Source organism: Bradyrhizobium sp. RD5-C2 (assembly GCF_019972155.1).
Lineage (GTDB): Bacteria > Pseudomonadota > Alphaproteobacteria > Rhizobiales > Xanthobacteraceae > Bradyrhizobium.
The window spans coordinates 19,485-36,532 of the sequence record NZ_BOVL01000057.1 but is presented as its reverse complement, the minus strand read 5'-3'; the positions used below and the strand labels follow the sequence as shown (position 1 = coordinate 36,532).

The window sequence follows — 17,048 nt, the reverse complement described above, 5'->3', positions numbered from 1 at the left end:
GAGAATGCGCAAAGGCGCGGCAGCGAAGCCCGTGACGCCACGCCGCGCGGCCAAAAAGCCCGTGAAGAAGCCGGCCGAGCCGGCGATGGATCTCGCGGTCGGACGCCGCATCCGCGACCTGCGCCGTACCAAGCAGATGTCGCTGGAGGTGGTCGCCGCGCGTACCGACCTGTCGATCGGCTTCATCAGCCAGATCGAGCGCGGCCTGTCGTCGCCCTCGCTGCGCGTGCTGGCGACGCTGGCCGACGTGCTGGGCGTCGGCATCGCCGCGCTGTTCGGCGCGACGCCGAAAGACGACAGCGCCGGCGGCGTCGTGACTCGCGAGGTGCAGCGCGCCGAACTGAAGCTATGGCGCACCGGGATCTCGAAGCAGTTGCTGAGTCCGGCCGGCAGCGAGAGCCGGCTCAATCTGTTCCTGGTGCATCTCGAGCCCCGCGGCAACACCGGCGACGAGTTCTACACCCATGACGGCGAAGAGGCCGGCCTCGTGCTGTCAGGCGAGATGACACTCACAGTCGACACCGAGACCTGGACACTGAAGCAGGGCGACAGCTTCCGCTTCGCCAGCCGCAGGCCGCATCGGTTTTCCAACCCGGCCCGCGATGCCAACGCCGTGGTGCTGTGGGTGAACTGCGTGACGGCGGCGGGGTAAAGTCTCGCTCTCTCCGTTCGTCGTCCCGGCGAAGGCCGGGACCCATAACCACGAATGCGAGTTGTTGCGCGACGCTGCGGCCCCAGCCTTCTCAAATAACACAACCCTGTGGTTATGGGTCCCGGCCTTCGCCGGGACGACACCTGTTATTACGGAGCCCTCACGTCAAGACGCATCACTTCAACCCCATCACGATCTCCTCGATCTTGATCGGGAAACTCCGCACCCGGATGCCGGTGGCGTGGAACACGGCGTTGGCGACTGCGCCGGCGCTGCCGGTGATGCCGATCTCGCCGACGCCCTTGATGCCGAGCGGGTTCACATGCGGATCGTGCTCGTCGACGGTGATCACATCCATCGGCGGCACGTCGGCATTCACGGGCACATAATACTCGGCGAGGTTCGCATTGAGGATGCGGCCCGAACGATGGTCCATCACCGCCTCCTCGTGCAGCGCGAACGAGAGGCCCCAGATCATGCCGCCGTAGAGCTGGCTCTGCACCATCAACGGATTGACGATGCGGCCGGCGGCGAATGCGCCGACCAGCCGCGTGGCGCGGATCTGGCCGAGTTCCGGATCGACCTTGACCTCGGCAAACACGGCGCCATGCGCGTGCATCGCATATTGCGACTGCGCCGCCGCATCGGCCGCGCCGCTGCCGGTGGCGTCGACCTCGGCAAGGCCAGCGCGCGCCAGAATGTCAGCGTAGCCTTCGCTGCGCGCATCGTCGTCGCGGCGATGCAGCCGGCCGCCCCGCGCCACCACGCCGGCGTTCCCGGCGCCGAACAGCGGCGAGCGCTGGTCCGTGGTCGCGAACTCGGCGAGTTTTGCAATCACGGCAGCACCCGCGTTATGGATCGCGGCGCCGACGGTTGCGGTATGCCCCGAGCCGCCGGCGATGCCGGCATCGGGCAGATCGGAGCTGCCGGAGCGGAACGTCAGCTGATCGAAATCGAGACCGAGCGAGTCCGCTGAGATCTGCGCAAGCGCGGTCCAGGCGCCCTGCCCCATGTCGTGCGCACCGGTCTCCATCACGCCCTTGCCGTCGGCACGGATCACCGCGCGCGCATTGCCCTGGAACATGATGGCCGGGAAGGTCGCAGTGCCGACGCCCCAGCCGACCAGGAAGCCGTTTTCGTCACGCATCTGCTTCGGCTGCAACGGACGGCCCGCCCAGCCGAACCGTTCGGCGGCCTTTGCGTAGCACTGGCGCAGCGCCTTGGAAGAGAACGGCTTGCCGGTGGTCGGCTCGACCTCGGCGTAGTTCTTCAACCGGAACTCCAGCGGATCGATGCCGCAGGCGAACGCCGCCTCGTCGATCGCGCTTTCCAGCACGATCGATCCGGTGGCCTCGCCCGGCGCGCGCATGAACAGCGGCGTGCCGGTGTCGACACGCACCGCCTCATGCGCGGTACGGATGGCCGGGCTGGCATAGAGCGTGTGCGAGGCGTCCGCCGCGGGCTCGTAGAAATCGTCGAAGCTCGACGTCGTGACGCGCGCCTCATGATTGATCGCGGTCAGCGCGCCCGCATCGTCGGTGCCGATCCGGATGCGCTGGCGGGTCGGCGGACGATGGCCGACCGGGCCATACATCTGACTGCGGCGCAGCACGAGCTTGACCGGACGCCCGATCAGCTTGGCGGCCATGATGCCGAGCACCTGCGGTCCGGAGATCAGCCCCTTGGAGCCGAAGCCGCCACCGAGGAAAGGGCTGTTGATGTGGATATTCGCCGGCGGAATGCCGAACAGCCCGGCGATCCGCATCTGCGCGAACCCCATGCCCTGGCTCGGCGTGTCGATGAACAGGCGGTCGCCGTCCCACACCGCGACGATCGCATGCGGCTCCATCGCATTGTGATATTGCGCCGGCGTCTCGTAGGTCGCGTCTGTCAGCTTCGCAGCCGCAGCCATGCCGGCGTCGATGTCGCCGTGGCGAACTTCGGCGGGATTGCCGATGCCGACCACCGGCGGCGCGTAGGCCTCACCGGCGTCGAGGCCGACGCGCGCGATCTCGACCTGGTAGCGCGGCGACAGCAGTGCCGCGCCTTCGGTCGCGGCTTCCAGCGTCTCCGCGATCACGACCGCAATCGCCTGGTTGGCGTAGCGCACCTCGTCGCTCTGCAACAGCTCCATGCGGAAGGCGAACGGGTTGCCCTTGGCGTCGGGGTCTTCGGCAAGTTCAGGCTTGTGCGCCGGCGTCATCACGTCGATCACGCCGGGATGGCGCTTGGCGGCGGCGACATCGAGCGCGGTGACGCGGCCGCGCGCGATGCAGCTCGTCGCGATCACGGCATAGACCATGCCGGGCGGATGATTGTCCGCGGCGTAGCGGGCCTTGCCCGTGACCTTCAGCACGCCATCGGTGCGGGTCATCGGCTGGCCGATGTTCGAGCCGTGCCTGATATGGGCGGGGTCGCGGGTCAGACTGAGTTCAACCGTCATGCGTTACGCTCCTGCAACGGACGAGAAGGGAGAACCGGGCAGCGCGGGAATGCGGTCCGGCGTGCCGGCGGCGGCGAGGGTGAGCGCGCGCACGACGATGCGCTGCGCGAGCTCGATCTTGAAAGCGTTGTCGCCGGACGGCTTTGCGTCGGCGAGCGCGGCGCGCGCCGCCTCGCGATAGACCGCAGCATCCGGCGAGGCGCCTGCGAGCACATGCTCGGCCTCGCGCGCCCGCCACGGCTTTGCCGCAACGCCGCCGAGCGCGAGCCGCGCTTCGCGGATCTTGCCGTCCTCGATGCGCAGGCTAGCTGCGGCCGAGACCACGGCGAAGGCATAGGACGTGCGCTCGCGCACCTTGATGTAGCGGGCATGCCTGGCAAAACCTTGCGCCTCGGCCGGCAGCCGCAGCGCGACGATCAGGTCACCCCGCTCCAGCGCGGTCTCGCGCTCCGGCGTTTCGCCGGGCAGCCGATGCAGCGCTTCGAGCGGCAGCTCGCGCCGGCCGCTTTTGCCCTCGATCTCGACGACGGCGTCGAGCGCAACCAGCGGCACGCAGAAGTCCGATGGATGGGTGGCGATGCAGCCCTCGCTCCAGCCGAGCACCGCGTGCAGCCGGTTCTCGCCCTTCAACGCGTCGCAGCCTGCGCCCGGCCAGCGCCGGTTGCAGGCGCTGCCGGCATCGTAGAAATAGGCGCAGCGAGTCCGCTGCATCAGATTGCCGCCCACGGTCGCGGCATTGCGCAGCTGCGCCGATGCGCCCGACAGCAACGCCTCGGCGACCACAGGATAGTTGCGCGCGAACGCGGCGTCATGTGCGAGATCGGCGTTGCGCACCAGCGCGCCGATGCGCAAGCTGCCGTCGGGGAGATGCTCGATACGATCGAGCCCGGGCAGACGCGTGACGTCAACGAGACGGCTCGGCCGGCTGACGCCGCCCTTCATCAGGTCGAGCAGATTGGTGCCGGAGGCGAGATAGCTTGCGCCCTTTTCGGAAGCCGCCGCGATCGCATCCGCGACGCTGGCCGGCCTGACATAATCGAAATTCATCATGCGGAGCGCCTCTGCTTGCTGGCGGTCATGTTGGATTGTGCCTCGAGCACGGCTTCGGTGATCCCCTGATAGGCGCCGCAGCGGCAGAGATTGCCGCTCATGCATTCGCGCACGCGCTCGGGGTCGTCGCCGGCCTGCCCTTCCTGGATCAGGCCGATGCCGCTCATGATCTGCCCCGGGGTGCAGAAGCCGCACTGGAAGCCGTCATGGGCGATGAAGGCGGCCTGCACCGGATGCAACTCGCCGCCGCGCCCGACGCCTTCGATGGTGGTGATCTCGGCGCCGTCATGGCTGACGGCGAGCGCGAGGCAGGAATTGATGCGACGGCCGTCGACCAGGATGGTGCACGCGCCGCACTGGCCGCGGTCGCACCCCTTCTTGGTTCCGGTGAGGTCGAGCCGCTCACGCAACAGGTCGAGCAGGGTGACGCGGGGGTCGTCGAGGGCAATGTCCCGGCGGACGCCGTTGATGGTGAGACTGATGGGGAGATTCATGCGGGGCTCCGATCCGTGTATGGTCGGGTGGAATCGAGGCAACGCGAACCCGTGGCCGCCGATACATGATCGGCGCGCCTTGTCAGGCCCGGTGCTGGTCGCCATATACGGAGGCATCCTCCGTTTACAAGGGAGGGTGAAAAGAAAAAGGAATGGCCGGTTCATCACCAGAAATTGTCCGCAAGCCGCGCGCCGACGCCGTGCGCAACCGCGAGCGCGTGCTGGAAGCGGCCAAGGCCGTGTTTTCGGCCGGCGGCAGCGAGGCGAGTCTGGAGGCCGTCGCGCGCCATGCCGGCGTCGGCATCGGCACGCTGTATCGCCACTTCCCGACCCGCGAGGCGCTGTATGAGGCGGTCTATCGCCGCGAGGTCGAGCAGCTCGGCGATCTTGCCGAGCAGCTGCAATGCGCGCCCGAGCCGGTCGAGGCGCTGCGGCGCTGGCTGCGCGCCAATGTAGAATTCGTCGCGACCAAGAAGGGCATGGTCGCCGCACTCGCGCTGGTCGCGCACGGCTCGACCGAGCTGCACGCCTATTCGTTCGACCGCCTCACCAAGGCGATCGGCACCCTGCTCGCGCGTGCCGTCGCCGCCGGCGCCATCCGCGACGACATCAGTGCCGAGGACGTGCTGCGTGCGCTGATTGGCATGTGCTACATGCACGACCAGCCGGGCTGGCAGACCACGGCGCTGCGGCTCCTGGATGTGTTCGTGGATGGCTTGCAGGTGCAGCCGGCCGACAACATGACGGAATCGCGCAAGCCAAAACCGGCGCCAAAGAAAGCCAGCTCCAAGCCGTCACGCTAGCCGGCGGTGTGAAGTAGCCCGCATGAGCCAACGGGTCGCGCGAATGCGCGCCCGATGACAGGCTCCGCGACATGCGGGACCAACTGCCCCGGATATCGCGGTGCTGATCCAGGCTACGCCATCGAGGCCGATCGCCGACCGCCGCAGTGAAATCAGGGACGTCCGGTGCGTGGGCTCAGCCACCGCATGATGATCATGTGCGGTGTTCGCCGGCTGCGCGGCAGGCCGTGGCGCTGCAGCGCAGCCTTGGCAAAGGCTGCTGCCTGCTCGCTGGAAGACCGTTTCTCGCGCGCCAGCAACATCCATTCGCGAATGACGGCGCGCCGTACCTTGGACATGGGAATTTCCTTTCAGGACGAACGACGTTCGCCGTTGCGCACAATAGGCAGCGCTGTCAGGCCGCCAGCCGCAGCGGATGAGCCTGCGATCGGCGAGCCGACAGCGCACAACCGCATTCGTGCACGATGCCCTGCTCGACGACGAAACCGCGCCGCTCCAGCGACGCCCGCAGGCTCTGATTGGCCGAGGCCTTCTGCGCATCGACCCAGACCACCAGCACCGCGCGGGCATCAAGGAAGGTCGTCAACCAGTCCAGCGACGGTTCGAGTGCGAGAAGCGTGCGCCGCCGCCAATCGACCAGCGCGACGTCATACTGACCGGCCGGGCGACCGCAATTTCCCGATGACGCCGCGCGCGAAAAGCCGCGCCGGTGCAATTCGAACATCAATTCCGTGCTCTTCGCGCCGACCACGACGATGCGCTGCTGGGTCGAACAACCGGCCAGCGCAATCATCGGTTCAATAATTCTGTCACCGGCGGAAACCTGAAGCGAAGACATGACATCACCTGTACCCGTTTGCTCTCGCGCGTCCGGCCGAGCCTCAGCGGCCTGCCGTCCGCGGGAACGTTTGCATGGGCCTCAATATCTTCAGGACTGGATATGAATTCGAGAGCGCTGCGGGATCCGCGGCATATGAGCGGCATAAGCCCGCGCCATTCTGCCGGTGGGGACACCGGGCTTCTCGCTGGTCGAGCCCATGCCACAAATATATCGTAATCAGATATACTTGGCGCGGAGGACACGTTTTGGGCGCACGAATTCCGGCCATTGAACGAAGGTCGAATGGGCGATCCGGTGTTTCCATTCGCGCGCCGTCCCCGGGAATGAGTATGCTGGCAAAAAACAGGCAGACGCGAACTCCGCGATCTGCCGATTGGCCATGGCGAGGAAACGCGCGTTCGCGCTCGAACTTTTCGAGCACGAGTCCCGGCATTCGGGAAAAGATGCGCCTGCCGTTCATTTGGATTGTAGAAATGAACGAGAGCATCTCATCTCCGTTTATCCGCTACCCTATTGGCACCTCGCTGCTGATGGCCGGCATTCTGTTCGTCGGCATGGTCGCCTATCCATTGCTGCCGGTCGCACCGCTGCCGCAGGTCGACTTTCCGACCATCCAGATCTCCGCAAGCCTGCCCGGCGCCAGCCCCGAAACCATGGCCTCCTCGGTGGCGCAGCCGCTGGAGCGGCAGTTCGCGCAGATTCCCGGCATCGCCCAGATGACCTCGACGAGCTCGCTCGGGTCGACCGCGGTCACCATCCAGTTCGATCTGAACCGCAACATCGACGGCGCCGCCAACGACATCCAGGCCGCAATCAATGCCGCCGGCGGCCAGCTGCCCAAGAACCTGCCGTCGCCGCCGACCTATCGCAAGGTCAACCCGGCCGACTCGCCGATCCTGCTGCTGTCGGCGACCTCGGACACCTTGCCGCTGATCCGGGTGAGCGATGCGGTCGACGCCCAGCTCGGGCAGCAGATCAGCCAGATTTCAGGCGTCGCCCAGGTGTTCATCGGCGGACAGCAGAAGCCCGCGATCCGCGTGCAGATCGATCCCGCCAAGCTGGTCGCCAAGGGGCTCTCGCTGGAAGACATCCGCAGCCAGATCGCCATCACGACGGTCGACAGCCCGAAGGGCAACATCGACGGCGCGAGCCGCGCCTACACGATCTACGCCAACGATCAGCTCCCGGATGCCAACGACTGGAATGACGTCATCGTCGCCTACCGCAACGGCGGTCCACTGCGGATTCGCGACATCGGCCGGGCCGTCGCCGGGCCGGAAGACATGAAGCAGGCGGCCTGGGCAGACGGCAAGCGCGGCGTCTTCCTCGTCATCTTCAAGCAACCCGGCGCCAACGTCATCGGCACGGTCGACAGGATCAAGGCGCAGCTTCCGAGACTGATTGCCGCCATTCCGCCCGCGATCAAGATCAAGATCATCAGCGACAGGACATTGACCATCCGCGCCGCCGTCGAGGACGTGCAGATCACGCTGCTGATCACCATCGTTCTGGTCGTCATGGTGATCTTCATCTTCCTGCGCAGCTTCTGGGCCACGGTGATTCCTGCCGTCACCGTGCCGCTCGCGCTGCTCGGCGCCTGCGCGCTGATGTGGGTGTTCGGCTATACGCTCGACAATCTGTCGCTGATGGCGCTGACGATTGCGGTCGGCTTCGTGGTCGACGACGCCATCGTCATGCTGGAGAACATCACGCGCTACGTCGAGCAGGGCGAGCGGCCGCTTGCCGCGGCCCTCCGAGGCGCCGGCGAGATCGGATTCACGATCCTGTCGATCAGCATTTCATTGGTCGCGGTGCTGATCCCGCTGCTGCTGATGGGGGGTGTCATCGGCCGGCTGTTCCGCGAGTTCGCGGTGACGCTCGCGATGGCGATCTTCGTCTCGCTGGTGGTGTCGCTGACGCTGACGCCGATGATGGCGTCGCGCTTCCTGCGCGCGCACGGCGAAACCAGGCACGGCCGGCTCTACCAATGGAGCGAAGCGGCATTCGAGCGGATGCTGCATGGCTATGAGCGCGGGCTCGATCTGGCACTCGGCTGGAGCCGGACCACGCTGTGCATCTTCTTCGCGACGGTGGCGCTGTCGGTATATCTGTTCGTGATCATTCCGAAGGGATTCTTCCCGCAACAGGACAACGGCTTCCTGAACGCCGTGTCGGAGATGGCCCAGGACATCTCGTTTGCCGACATGAAGCAGCATCAGGAGGAGCTCAGCCGGATCGTCCGGGCTGACCCTGCGGTCGACAGCATGGCCGAGTTCATCGGCGGCGGCGGCACCGCGCTGAATTCCGGCCGCATGTACATCACGCTGAAGCCGCACGAGGAGCGCAACGCGGATGCACAGCAGATCATTGCGCGGCTGCGGCCGAAGCTCGAGGCGGTCGAGGGAGCACGGCTCTACATGCAAGCTTCGCAGGACGTCCGGCTCGGCGGCCGCGCCACGCGCACGCAGTTCGAATACACGCTGCAGGATGCGAATCTCGCCGAGCTGAACCAATGGGCGCCGAAGATCCTGGCCAGCATGAAGACCCTGCCCCAACTGCGCGACGTCGCCACCGACCAGCAGACCGAGGGAACGACGGTGACGATGACCATCGATCGCGACACCGCGTCGCGCTACGGCATCCAGCCGCAGCTGATCGACGACACGCTGTATGACGCGTTCGGCCAGCGCCAGGTGACGCAATACTTCACCCAGCTCAACAGCTATCACGTTATCCTGGAGATCCTCCCCGAACTGCAGGGCAAGCTCGACACGCTCAACAAGCTCTACATCAGGTCACCGACGACGGGCGACGAAGTGCCGCTCTCGGTGTTCTGCAAGTGGACGACGGTTCCGGTGCGTCCGCTCGCGATCGCCCACCAGGGGCAGTTTCCCGCAACCACGATCAGCTTCAACCTCGCGCAAGGGGTCGCGCTCGGCCAGGCCACCGACGCCATCCAGGACGCCGTCGCCAATCTGGGGGCGCCGGCCACGCTCAGCTCGAGCTTCCAGGGCACCGCGCAGGCCTTCCAGCAGTCACTGAGCTCAGTGCCGCTGCTGATCCTGGCCGCGCTGGTCGTGGTCTATCTGATCCTCGGCATGCTCTACGAAAGCTACATCCATCCGCTCACGATCCTCTCCACGTTGCCGTCGGCCGGTGTCGGCGCGCTGGCGATCCTGATGGCGTTCGGGTTCGACTTCAGCCTGATCGCGCTGATCGGCATCATCCTCCTGATCGGGATCGTGAAGAAGAACGGCATCATGATGGTCGATTTCGCGATCGCCGCCGAACGCGAGGAGCATCTGTCGCCGCGTGAATCGATCCGGAAGGCGGCGCTGCTGCGTTTCCGCCCGATCATGATGACGACGATGGCCGCCCTGCTCGGCGGCGTCCCGCTTATGCTGGGCACCGGAACGGGGTCGGAAATCCGTCAGCCGCTCGGCTATGCGATGGTCGGCGGCCTGATCGTGAGCCAGGCGCTCACGCTGTTCACGACCCCGGTGGTCTACCTTTATCTCGACAGATTCTCGAACGCGCTTTCGAACTGGACGGCGACCAAGCGGGACGACGATGCCGAACCGCCGTTGAAGAACGCCGCCGAATAGCCTTTCGCGTGCGACGACGAGACCTACCCGAAGCGGTGATCGTAGCGGGTGATCGACAGCTCCTTGGTGTCGATCTCGGGCTTCTTGCCGGAGAGCATGTCGGCCAGCACCCGGCCCGAGCCGCAGGCCATGGTCCAGCCGAGCGTGCCGTGGCCGGTGTTGAGGTGCAGGTTGGCAAACCGCGTCGCGCCGATCACCGGGGGGCCGTCCGGCGTCATCGGGCGCAGGCCGCACCAGAAGGTGGCCTTTGCAAGATCGCCGCCGCGCGGAAACAGATCGGTCAGCGAATGGTCCAGCGTCGCGCGCCGCGCGTCGTAGAGCTTGGTCGAATAGCCCGAGATCTCGGCGGTGCCGCCGACCCGGATGCGGTCGCCGAGCCGCGTGATCGCGACCTTGTAGCTCTCATCCATCACGGTCGATTCCGGTGCGCCGGACGCGTCCTTGATCGGCACCGTGATCGAATAGCCCTTCACCGGATAGACCGGCAGCGAGATGCCGAGCGGCCGCACCAGATGCGGCGAATAGCTGCCGAGTGCGAGGACATAGGCGTCCGCAGTCATCAGGCCGGCGCTGGTCGCAACGCCGGTGATGCGGGTAGCATCCGCGTTCAGGCCGTCGATGCCGACATTGAAGTTGAAGCGCACGCCGATCTTCTCGGCTTCCAGCGCTAAGGCCTGCGTGAACATGTGGCAATCGCCGGTCTCGTCATGCGGCAACCGAAGCCCGCCGGCGAATTTCTGCTTGACGCCGGCCAGCGCCGGCTCGGCCTTGATGCAGCCCTCGCGGTCCAGCACCTCGAACGGCACGCCGTATTGCTTCAGCACCGCGATGTCGTCGCCGGTGTGGTCGAGCTGGGCCTGCTCGCGAAACAGCTGCAAGGTGCCCTGCGCGCGCTCGTCGTAGCGGATGCCGATCTCGCTGCGCAGCGCCTGCAGGCAGTCGCGGCTGTATTCCGCGATCGGGATCATCCGGCTCTTGTTCACCGCGTAGCGCGACGTGGTGCAGTTGCGCAGCATCTTCAGCAGCCACAGCCACATCACGGGATCGAGCTTCGGGCGGATCACCAGCGGGCCGTGCTTCATCAAGAGCCACTTCACCGCTTTCACCGGCACGCCGGGTCCGGCCCAGGGCGACGAATAGCCCGGCGACACCTCGCCGGCATTGGCAAAGGAGGTTTCAAGCGCAGGCTTCGGCTGACGGTCGATCACCGTCACCTCATGGCCGGCGCGCGCAAGATAATAGGCCGAGGTGACGCCGATCACGCCACTGCCGAGAACAAGGACCTTCACTTTTCCTCACATCCTGCAGCGAAAACGCAATCGCCGCTGCGAAACTACTCTGCTTCGCAACGGCGACAGCAATTTGTAGAGCTAGCTAACGATTAGCCAGCAAGTATCAGGCCACGCGCTTGATGGCGTCGCCGAGGATCGAGACGATATCGTCGATATGCGACTTCTCGACGATCAAGGGCGGCGACAGCGCGAGCGAATCGCCGCTCATGCGGAAGTAGAGGCCGCGGTTGAAGCAATCGACCATGACGTCGTAGCCACGCGCGCCGACGGCACCATCGCGCGGCGCGAGCTCGACCGCGCCCATCAGGCCCTGATTGCGGATGTCGACGACGTTCGGCAGACCCTTCAGCGAATGCAGGCCATCGCGCCAGTAGTCGGAGAGCGAGGCGCCGCGAGTCAGGAGACCCTCGTCCTTGTAGATGTCGAGCGTGGCAAGACCCGCCGCGCAGGCCACCGGATGCGCCGAATAGGTGTAGCCGTGGAACAGCTCCATGGCGTTGTCCGGGCCGACCATCAGCCCGTCATGGACCTGGCGGCTGGCGAACACCGCGCCGCACGGCACGGTACCGTTGGTGATGCCCTTGGCGGTCGTCATCATGTCCGGCGTGACGCCGTAGAAGTTGGCGGCGAACGGTGTGCCGAGGCGGCCGAAGCCGGTGATGACCTCGTCGAAGATCAGCAGGATGCCGTGCTTGGTGCAGAGCTCGCGCAGGCGCTGCAGATAGCCCTTCGGCGCCGGCAGCACCGCGGTCGAACCGGGCACCGGCTCGACGATCACGGCGGCGATGGTGTCGGCGCCATGCAGCGCGACCATCCGCTCGACGTCGTCGGCGAGCTCGGCGCCATGGTCCGGCTGGTCCTTGGCGAAGGCGTTGCGGGCGAGATCATGGGTGTGACGGATGTGGTCGACACCCGGCAGATGGGTCGCGAACTGGCGGCGGTTGGCGACCATGCCGCCGACCGACAGACCGCCGAAGCCGACGCCGTGATAGCCACGCTCGCGGCCGATCAGGCGGGTGCGGGTCCCCTGCCCGTTGGCGCGATGATAGGCCAGCGCGATCTTCAGCGCGGTATCGACCGATTCAGAGCCCGAATTGGTGAAGAAGATCCGATCCAGCCCCTTCGGGGCGATCTCGGCGAGGCGCTCGGCGAAATCGAACGCCAGCGGGTGGCCCATGTTGAACGAGGGCGCGAAGTCCAGCGTGGACAGCTGGCGCTCGACGGCAGCCGCGATCTGCGGGCGGCCATGGCCGGCGTTGACGCACCAGAGACCGGCGGAGCCGTCGATCACCTGCCGGCCGTCGACCGAGGTGTAGTACATGCCCTTGGCGGAGGAGAACAGCCGCGGCGCTTTCTTGAACTGCCGGTTGGCCGTGAAGGGCATCCAGAACGAATCTGTCTTGATGGTGTTCGGAATCTGATGAACGGTCACGGCGCACTCCATGGGCTGGGGATGCGTAGTCGGACCACTCTTCAGGGCACTCAACAAGTCCTTTTCTGTCGCAGCGCAAGCCATTGATCTTGTTGGGGCGCTCTGCCAAGATTTGTTCGATCCGCAACACCTGCAACAGGGATTTGTGATGAGCGTCGATATCGGCGGACGGCTGCGATTCATCCGCGCGCGGCACAAGCTGTCGCAGCGCGAGCTCGCCAAGCGCTCCGGCGTCACCAATTCGACGATTTCGCTAATCGAATCCAACCAGATGAACCCGTCGGTCGGCGCGCTCAAGCGCATCCTCGACGGCATCCCGATGGGGCTCGCAGAATTCTTCGCGATCGAGCCGGAGCGGCCGCGCAAGGCCTTCTACCGCGCCGACGAGCTGACCGAGATCGGCAAGAAGCCGATCTCCTACCTCCAGATCGGCGACAGCCTGTTCGGACGTGCGTTGCAGATCCTGAAAGAGCGCTACGAGCCCGGCAGCGACACCGGCCGGGTGCCGCTGGTGCATGAAGGCGAGGAAGGCGGCATCGTGGTCTCGGGCCGGCTCGAGGTCACCGTCGACGACGAGCGGCGGGTGCTCAACGCCGGCGACGCCTACTACTTCGAAAGCCGCCGCCCGCACCGCTTCCGCTGCATCGGCGCCAAGCCGTGCGAGGTGATTTCGGCCTGCACGCCGCCGACATTTTGAACCCGGCGCAGGCGCTGCGCGACCCAAGCCGCAAGGGCCGCATGTCGCGGCCTTGCGGGTGACGTCGATGCCTTGCTCCCCACGGCTTGCGGCCGCCGTCGCGGCCATCTCGGTCCTCGCCTCCGGGCCGTCTCTTGCGATGGACGATTTCCTGCGCGCATCGAGCAGCGCGCCGACCGCGATCAGCCTGTGCGGCGATGGCGGCGATAACAGGATCAAGACTGCCGACTGCAGGAAGGCCGGCTACGACAAGCTCGTTGCGCAGATCGACAAGGCGTTCGACGCGGCGCTCGGCAGGCTACCGGCCAACGTCAAGCCGCTGTTGAAGCGCGACCAGGCCTGGTTCAACGAGATGATCATCGACGCCGCGGACGTGCTCACCGAAACCGATGAGGACGAGCTGAAGGCTGGTTTTGCCGCAGCCTTGCGCCGCCGCGCGGCTGCGCTTGGCGGGCTGGCATCCGGCCGTCCGGGCATGTCGGGCAACTGGGTCAATGCCTTCGGCAGTATCACGCTGACACCGACTGAGGGCGGCGCCTATCGCCTCGCCGCCGATCTGCGCGGCGACTATGGCGGCGACCGCCGGCGAACCTGCAAGCTCACCGCCGATCTGAAGCCCTCGGGGACCGGCTGGCTCTTCGGCCCGGTGGTGATCGAGGCGGAGACAGCGGCCGACAAGCCCAAGACCGAAGCCAGGGCCGCCGCAAGCAAGCCGCCAACCATAAAACTCCGCCGCCAGGGCGAGACGTTGCGGATCGTCGGCAGCATCGATGACGAGGAGTTTGGCGGGCTCAACGACTGCTCGTCGATGTGGCAGGTCACCGGCAGCTATTTTGCCGCCGGCAAGAATGCGGCACCCGACAAGGCCGACACCGCGTTCGTCGCGCCGACCTTCGACTGCAGCAGGCCCGAGACCGCGACCGACGAGGAGATCTGCGCCGATCCTGATCTCGCCGCCAACGACCAGCGGCTGAACCGCGCCTGGAAGGCGTTGCAGCCGCGGCTCGACGAAGCGACGCGGCGCGCGCTGATCGACGACCAGCGCAACTGGGTGAAGAGCCAGACCGAACAATTCCCGGAATTCCTGCATCCGGCCTGGAACAAGCAGAGCTCGCAGGTCCACTTCACCGTCGATGCGCGCGATCACGTCAACGGCTTGCAGCGCGAACGCCTGGCGCTGCTCGAAGGCTTTGACGACAAGCGCAGCGGGCTCGCCGGCGTCTGGCTGGCCTATAACGCCATCATCAAGGTCACCGCAGAGAAAGACGGCACGCTGAAGGCTGTCGGATGGAAGTGGGACCAGGGCGACTGGAAGGCCGGCTGCGACTACGAGATGACGGGCAAGATGGTCGGCGGCGCGTTCCGCTCCGACGAGCAGCGCAAGAATCCGGATACGCTCGAGCGCGACCATGCGATGCTGATCGTCAACCGGCAGGACGATGCCTTTGCCAAAAAGCGCACCGGGAAGGATGGCACCGAAGACAGCGACGACGAGGCGAAATGCAAGCGCCGGCTCGATAACTCCTCGACCGCACGGCTGTTTCCCGCACGCCCCTCGCCCGACATCGACAAGTTCAAGGGCTCGATCAGATAGAGCGCTCTCAAGCGAAGTGGATGCCCCGTTTCGATTCAAATCGGAGCGGAAAGGCTGTGGTCACACGACGCTATCACAAATCGCGGGTCTGCCGGTCGCCCCACGCGATGACGGCGGCAATGGTGGCGAACATCGCGGTGACTGCGATCATGACGAGGATGGTGTCGAGAGGCATGGGTCGTCTCCTTATGGTGGAGAGACCTAGCGCGCCTGCGTGCGGATCGCCTTGTGCTGGATCAAAAGCCGACGCCGTAGCGTCAGCTCGCGCCGCTCAGCCGGAGCCGTTCGAGATCGAGCAGCCGCACACCATCGGGCACGATCAACACCACCTTCTCGCGCGCAAGGCGGGTCAGGGTGCGGCTCACCGTCTCGATGGTGAGACCGAGATAGTCGGCGATGTCCTGCCGGCTCATCGGCAGCGGCACGGTGACGGACACGCTTCCGATCCGGGCGTATCGCGTCTGCATGTTGAGCAGGAATGCGGCGATCTTCTCCTCGGCAGTGCGCCGCCCGAGCAGCAGCATCTGGTCCTGCGCCAGGCTCAGCTCGTGCCCCGCGAACTCATGCAGGCGGCGCAGCAGGTGCGGCTTGCCGTCGACATAGGTGAGGAACGCCGATCGCGCGAAACGGCAAACCGCGACCGCGTTGACCGCCTCCGCGGTGACGCCGTAGCGGTCCTGCAGCGCAAGCCCGAGGAAGTCGCCCGGCAGCGCGAAACCCACGATCTGGCGGCGACCATCGGGCAATGATTTGTAGAGCCGCACCACCCCGTCGGTGACGTTGAACACGCTCCCCGCCAGCGCACTCTGCTCGAACAGCGTCGTTCTTGCCGGGACCTGCTTCGCCTGGCTGATCCGGTCGAGCTCCTCGAGCTCGGACGATTCCAGTGCGGCGCAGACGCTGAACAGCCTGACCTTGCAATCCTCGCAGCCGTTCGTGGCATGGCCGTGCCTGCAGTCGCACGGAGTCGCGCCGGCGCACGAATCCAGCAGTGGTTCGGCAATGCTCATGGCTTCGGGGGTCCGCGAGGTTAGAATCTCGACACTATCAACCCCGATTTGATCTGGATCAACGGCCGGCCGCATTGATGCAGATCAATGCTGCGCCGCCGTTTCCCCAGCAGTAGTGCCCATCATCGGGGAAATCCGGCGATGAATGAGCAATTCCAAGCACTTCCAATCGACCATCAGCATGCGATCGCGGCCTATCCGCTGGTGTTCATGCATGATGCCAGTATTACCACGGAGCAATGGCTGCGGTTCGTGCGCCGGCGCAGCCGCGGCAGCTCGCCCGAGACCGGGCTGATCGCGATCCGCGATCGCCGCGGCGTGATCCATGCCCTGTTCAGTTATCGCATCGACAGCGACCTGCGCGTCCGCAAGCGGCTCAGCATCAGCGATCTCATCGTTGCGCACCTGCCCGGCTCGCGGATCGACGAGGCGGTATCGAACGTCATCGCCGAGGTTTCGGCGCAATACGGCTGCCAGAACGTCACCATCGAGCAGCCATTCGCAGCCCGCTATCCGCGGCGCGCGCGGTGCCCGACTGCCGAGGCGCTGCGGCACCCCAAGCGGCGCGTCAACTGAGATCGCGCGGCTCGATCCGGCTCGGCCGCGCGCGGCCGATTCGTGTGCGGGCCTGGCCGGCGAACGCGCCCTGCTCCGTTGCCGCCACAGCCGCGCGGGAGTAGCCTTGCGGCGGCTGGAAGGTCCGATCGCCGACGGAGCCATCGCATGCGCATGATCCTGCTGTTGGTCGCTATTCTGCTGGGCTCGCTCGCTCCCGCAGCAGCCGATGACGTCACAACGGCGCAAGGCGTGATCCGCGCCCAGGAGCAGGCGTTCGGTCGCGACGACGCCGCGGCGGCCTATTCCTATGCCGCACCCGCGATCCGGCAGATCTTTCCGCAGGCCGATATCTTCATGTCGATGGTGCAGAACCAATACGCGCCGGTCTATCGCCACAGGAGCTTCGAGTTCGGCGCGGCGCAGAGCGCAGGCGATCGGATCGCGCAACGCGTTCAGATCGTCGACGCCAATGGCGAGGCGTGGGAGGCGCTCTACACGCTGGAGCGGCAGGCCGACGGCAGTTTGAAGATCACCGGCTGCTCGTTGCTGAAGGCCGGTCAATCGGTGTGAGCGAGAG

At 66.0% G+C, this 17,048-nt stretch carries 15 protein-coding genes; 7 read left to right on the top strand and 8 right to left on the bottom strand.

Translation table 11 applies throughout. The features are described from left to right. Positions 1–4 precede the first annotated feature (4 nt). Complete coding sequence (locus BraRD5C2_RS36375; RefSeq protein ID WP_223976746.1) at positions 5–652, top strand: cupin domain-containing protein; 648 nt, start codon at positions 5–7, stop codon at positions 650–652. Between the two features lie 175 nt (positions 653–827). Here BraRD5C2_RS36375 and BraRD5C2_RS36370 read toward each other — a convergent pair whose 3' ends face one another. The 3 genes from BraRD5C2_RS36370 to BraRD5C2_RS36360 are packed head-to-tail and all read right to left on the bottom strand — an operon-like array spanning position 828 to position 4,639. Further along, positions 828–3,095 (bottom strand): xanthine dehydrogenase family protein molybdopterin-binding subunit, encoded by a 2,268-nt coding sequence (locus tag BraRD5C2_RS36370; protein ID WP_223976744.1) that lies wholly within the window; start codon positions 3,093–3,095, stop codon positions 828–830. 3 nt (positions 3,096–3,098) lie between these two features. Further along, positions 3,099–4,145, bottom strand: coding sequence for an FAD binding domain-containing protein (locus BraRD5C2_RS36365; RefSeq protein ID WP_223976742.1), 1,047 nt, complete (start codon positions 4,143–4,145; stop codon positions 3,099–3,101). Continuing rightward, positions 4,142–4,639: a (2Fe-2S)-binding protein gene (locus tag BraRD5C2_RS36360; protein WP_092116377.1), complete on the bottom strand. Its 498-nt coding sequence runs from the start codon at positions 4,637–4,639 to the stop codon at positions 4,142–4,144. The genes BraRD5C2_RS36365 and BraRD5C2_RS36360 overlap by 4 nt, the downstream gene beginning before the upstream one ends. 152 nt (positions 4,640–4,791) lie before the next feature. On the opposite strand from BraRD5C2_RS36360, the gene BraRD5C2_RS36355 reads away from it, so the two are divergent. After that, positions 4,792–5,442, top strand: coding sequence for a TetR/AcrR family transcriptional regulator (locus BraRD5C2_RS36355; RefSeq protein ID WP_223976740.1), 651 nt, complete (start codon positions 4,792–4,794; stop codon positions 5,440–5,442). Positions 5,443–5,594: 152 nt separating this feature from the next. On the opposite strand, the gene BraRD5C2_RS36350 is transcribed toward BraRD5C2_RS36355, so the two are convergent. Both BraRD5C2_RS36350 and BraRD5C2_RS36345 read right to left on the bottom strand, forming a co-directional pair. Then, positions 5,595–5,780 (bottom strand): hypothetical protein, encoded by a 186-nt coding sequence (locus BraRD5C2_RS36350; protein ID WP_223976738.1) that lies wholly within the window; start codon positions 5,778–5,780, stop codon positions 5,595–5,597. A 56-nt stretch (positions 5,781–5,836) separates the two neighbouring features. Further along, a complete protein-coding gene (locus BraRD5C2_RS36345) occupies positions 5,837–6,235 on the bottom strand; it encodes a hypothetical protein (protein WP_223976736.1) in 399 nt (132 codons plus the stop codon). A 521-nt stretch (positions 6,236–6,756) separates the two neighbouring features. Between BraRD5C2_RS36345 and BraRD5C2_RS36340 the strand changes: the two genes are divergently transcribed. Then, positions 6,757–9,888: a multidrug efflux RND transporter permease subunit gene (locus BraRD5C2_RS36340; protein WP_223976735.1), complete on the top strand. Its 3,132-nt coding sequence runs from the start codon at positions 6,757–6,759 to the stop codon at positions 9,886–9,888. Positions 9,889–9,911: 23 nt separating this feature from the next. Here BraRD5C2_RS36340 and BraRD5C2_RS36335 read toward each other — a convergent pair whose 3' ends face one another. Further along, positions 9,912–11,177 (bottom strand): D-amino acid dehydrogenase, encoded by a 1,266-nt coding sequence (locus tag BraRD5C2_RS36335; RefSeq protein WP_223976733.1) that lies wholly within the window; start codon positions 11,175–11,177, stop codon positions 9,912–9,914. 106 nt (positions 11,178–11,283) lie between these two features. After that, on the bottom strand, positions 11,284–12,624 hold the full coding sequence (aptA, locus tag BraRD5C2_RS36330; RefSeq protein ID WP_223976731.1) for an omega-aminotransferase AptA: 1,341 nt from the start codon (positions 12,622–12,624) through the stop codon (positions 11,284–11,286). Positions 12,625–12,760: 136 nt separating this feature from the next. On the opposite strand from aptA, the gene BraRD5C2_RS36325 reads away from it, so the two are divergent. Then, on the top strand, positions 12,761–13,309 hold the full coding sequence (locus BraRD5C2_RS36325) for a cupin domain-containing protein (RefSeq protein ID WP_018273259.1): 549 nt from the start codon (positions 12,761–12,763) through the stop codon (positions 13,307–13,309). A 67-nt stretch (positions 13,310–13,376) separates the two neighbouring features. After that, positions 13,377–14,903 carry a lysozyme inhibitor LprI family protein gene (locus tag BraRD5C2_RS36320; protein WP_223976729.1) on the top strand — a complete coding sequence of 509 codons (1,527 nt, stop codon included), beginning with the start codon at positions 13,377–13,379 and terminating at the stop codon, positions 14,901–14,903. 257 nt (positions 14,904–15,160) lie between these two features. On the opposite strand, the gene BraRD5C2_RS36315 is transcribed toward BraRD5C2_RS36320, so the two are convergent. Then, complete coding sequence (locus BraRD5C2_RS36315) at positions 15,161–15,913, bottom strand: helix-turn-helix domain-containing protein (RefSeq protein ID WP_223976727.1); 753 nt, start codon at positions 15,911–15,913, stop codon at positions 15,161–15,163. An 87-nt stretch (positions 15,914–16,000) separates the two neighbouring features. Between BraRD5C2_RS36315 and BraRD5C2_RS36310 the strand changes: the two genes are divergently transcribed. Both BraRD5C2_RS36310 and BraRD5C2_RS36305 read left to right on the top strand, forming a co-directional pair. After that, positions 16,001–16,489, top strand: coding sequence for a hypothetical protein (locus tag BraRD5C2_RS36310; protein ID WP_223976725.1), 489 nt, complete (start codon positions 16,001–16,003; stop codon positions 16,487–16,489). Positions 16,490–16,636: 147 nt separating this feature from the next. Then, on the top strand, positions 16,637–17,041 hold the full coding sequence (locus BraRD5C2_RS36305; protein ID WP_223976723.1) for a DUF4864 domain-containing protein: 405 nt from the start codon (positions 16,637–16,639) through the stop codon (positions 17,039–17,041). Positions 17,042–17,048: the final 7 nt, after the last annotated feature.

Coding starts and splice junctions, on each gene's coding strand:
- BraRD5C2_RS36320 (WP_223976729.1), top strand. CDS start 13,377: ATGCCTTGCTCCCCACGGCTTGCGGCCGCCGTCGCGGCCATCTCGGTC.
- BraRD5C2_RS36305 (WP_223976723.1), top strand. CDS start 16,637: ATGCGCATGATCCTGCTGTTGGTCGCTATTCTGCTGGGCTCGCTCGCT.
- BraRD5C2_RS36370 (WP_223976744.1), bottom strand. CDS start 3,095: ATGACGGTTGAACTCAGTCTGACCCGCGACCCCGCCCATATCAGGCAC.
- BraRD5C2_RS36365 (WP_223976742.1), bottom strand. CDS start 4,145: ATGATGAATTTCGATTATGTCAGGCCGGCCAGCGTCGCGGATGCGATC.
- BraRD5C2_RS36340 (WP_223976735.1), top strand. CDS start 6,757: ATGAACGAGAGCATCTCATCTCCGTTTATCCGCTACCCTATTGGCACC.
- BraRD5C2_RS36350 (WP_223976738.1), bottom strand. CDS start 5,780: ATGTCCAAGGTACGGCGCGCCGTCATTCGCGAATGGATGTTGCTGGCG.
- BraRD5C2_RS36375 (WP_223976746.1), top strand. CDS start 5: ATGCGCAAAGGCGCGGCAGCGAAGCCCGTGACGCCACGCCGCGCGGCC.
- BraRD5C2_RS36325 (WP_018273259.1), top strand. CDS start 12,761: ATGAGCGTCGATATCGGCGGACGGCTGCGATTCATCCGCGCGCGGCAC.
- BraRD5C2_RS36355 (WP_223976740.1), top strand. CDS start 4,792: ATGGCCGGTTCATCACCAGAAATTGTCCGCAAGCCGCGCGCCGACGCC.
- BraRD5C2_RS36315 (WP_223976727.1), bottom strand. CDS start 15,913: ATGAGCATTGCCGAACCACTGCTGGATTCGTGCGCCGGCGCGACTCCG.
- BraRD5C2_RS36310 (WP_223976725.1), top strand. CDS start 16,001: ATGCTGCGCCGCCGTTTCCCCAGCAGTAGTGCCCATCATCGGGGAAAT.
- BraRD5C2_RS36360 (WP_092116377.1), bottom strand. CDS start 4,639: ATGAATCTCCCCATCAGTCTCACCATCAACGGCGTCCGCCGGGACATT.
- aptA (WP_223976731.1), bottom strand. CDS start 12,624: ATGGAGTGCGCCGTGACCGTTCATCAGATTCCGAACACCATCAAGACA.
- BraRD5C2_RS36345 (WP_223976736.1), bottom strand. CDS start 6,235: ATGATTGCGCTGGCCGGTTGTTCGACCCAGCAGCGCATCGTCGTGGTC.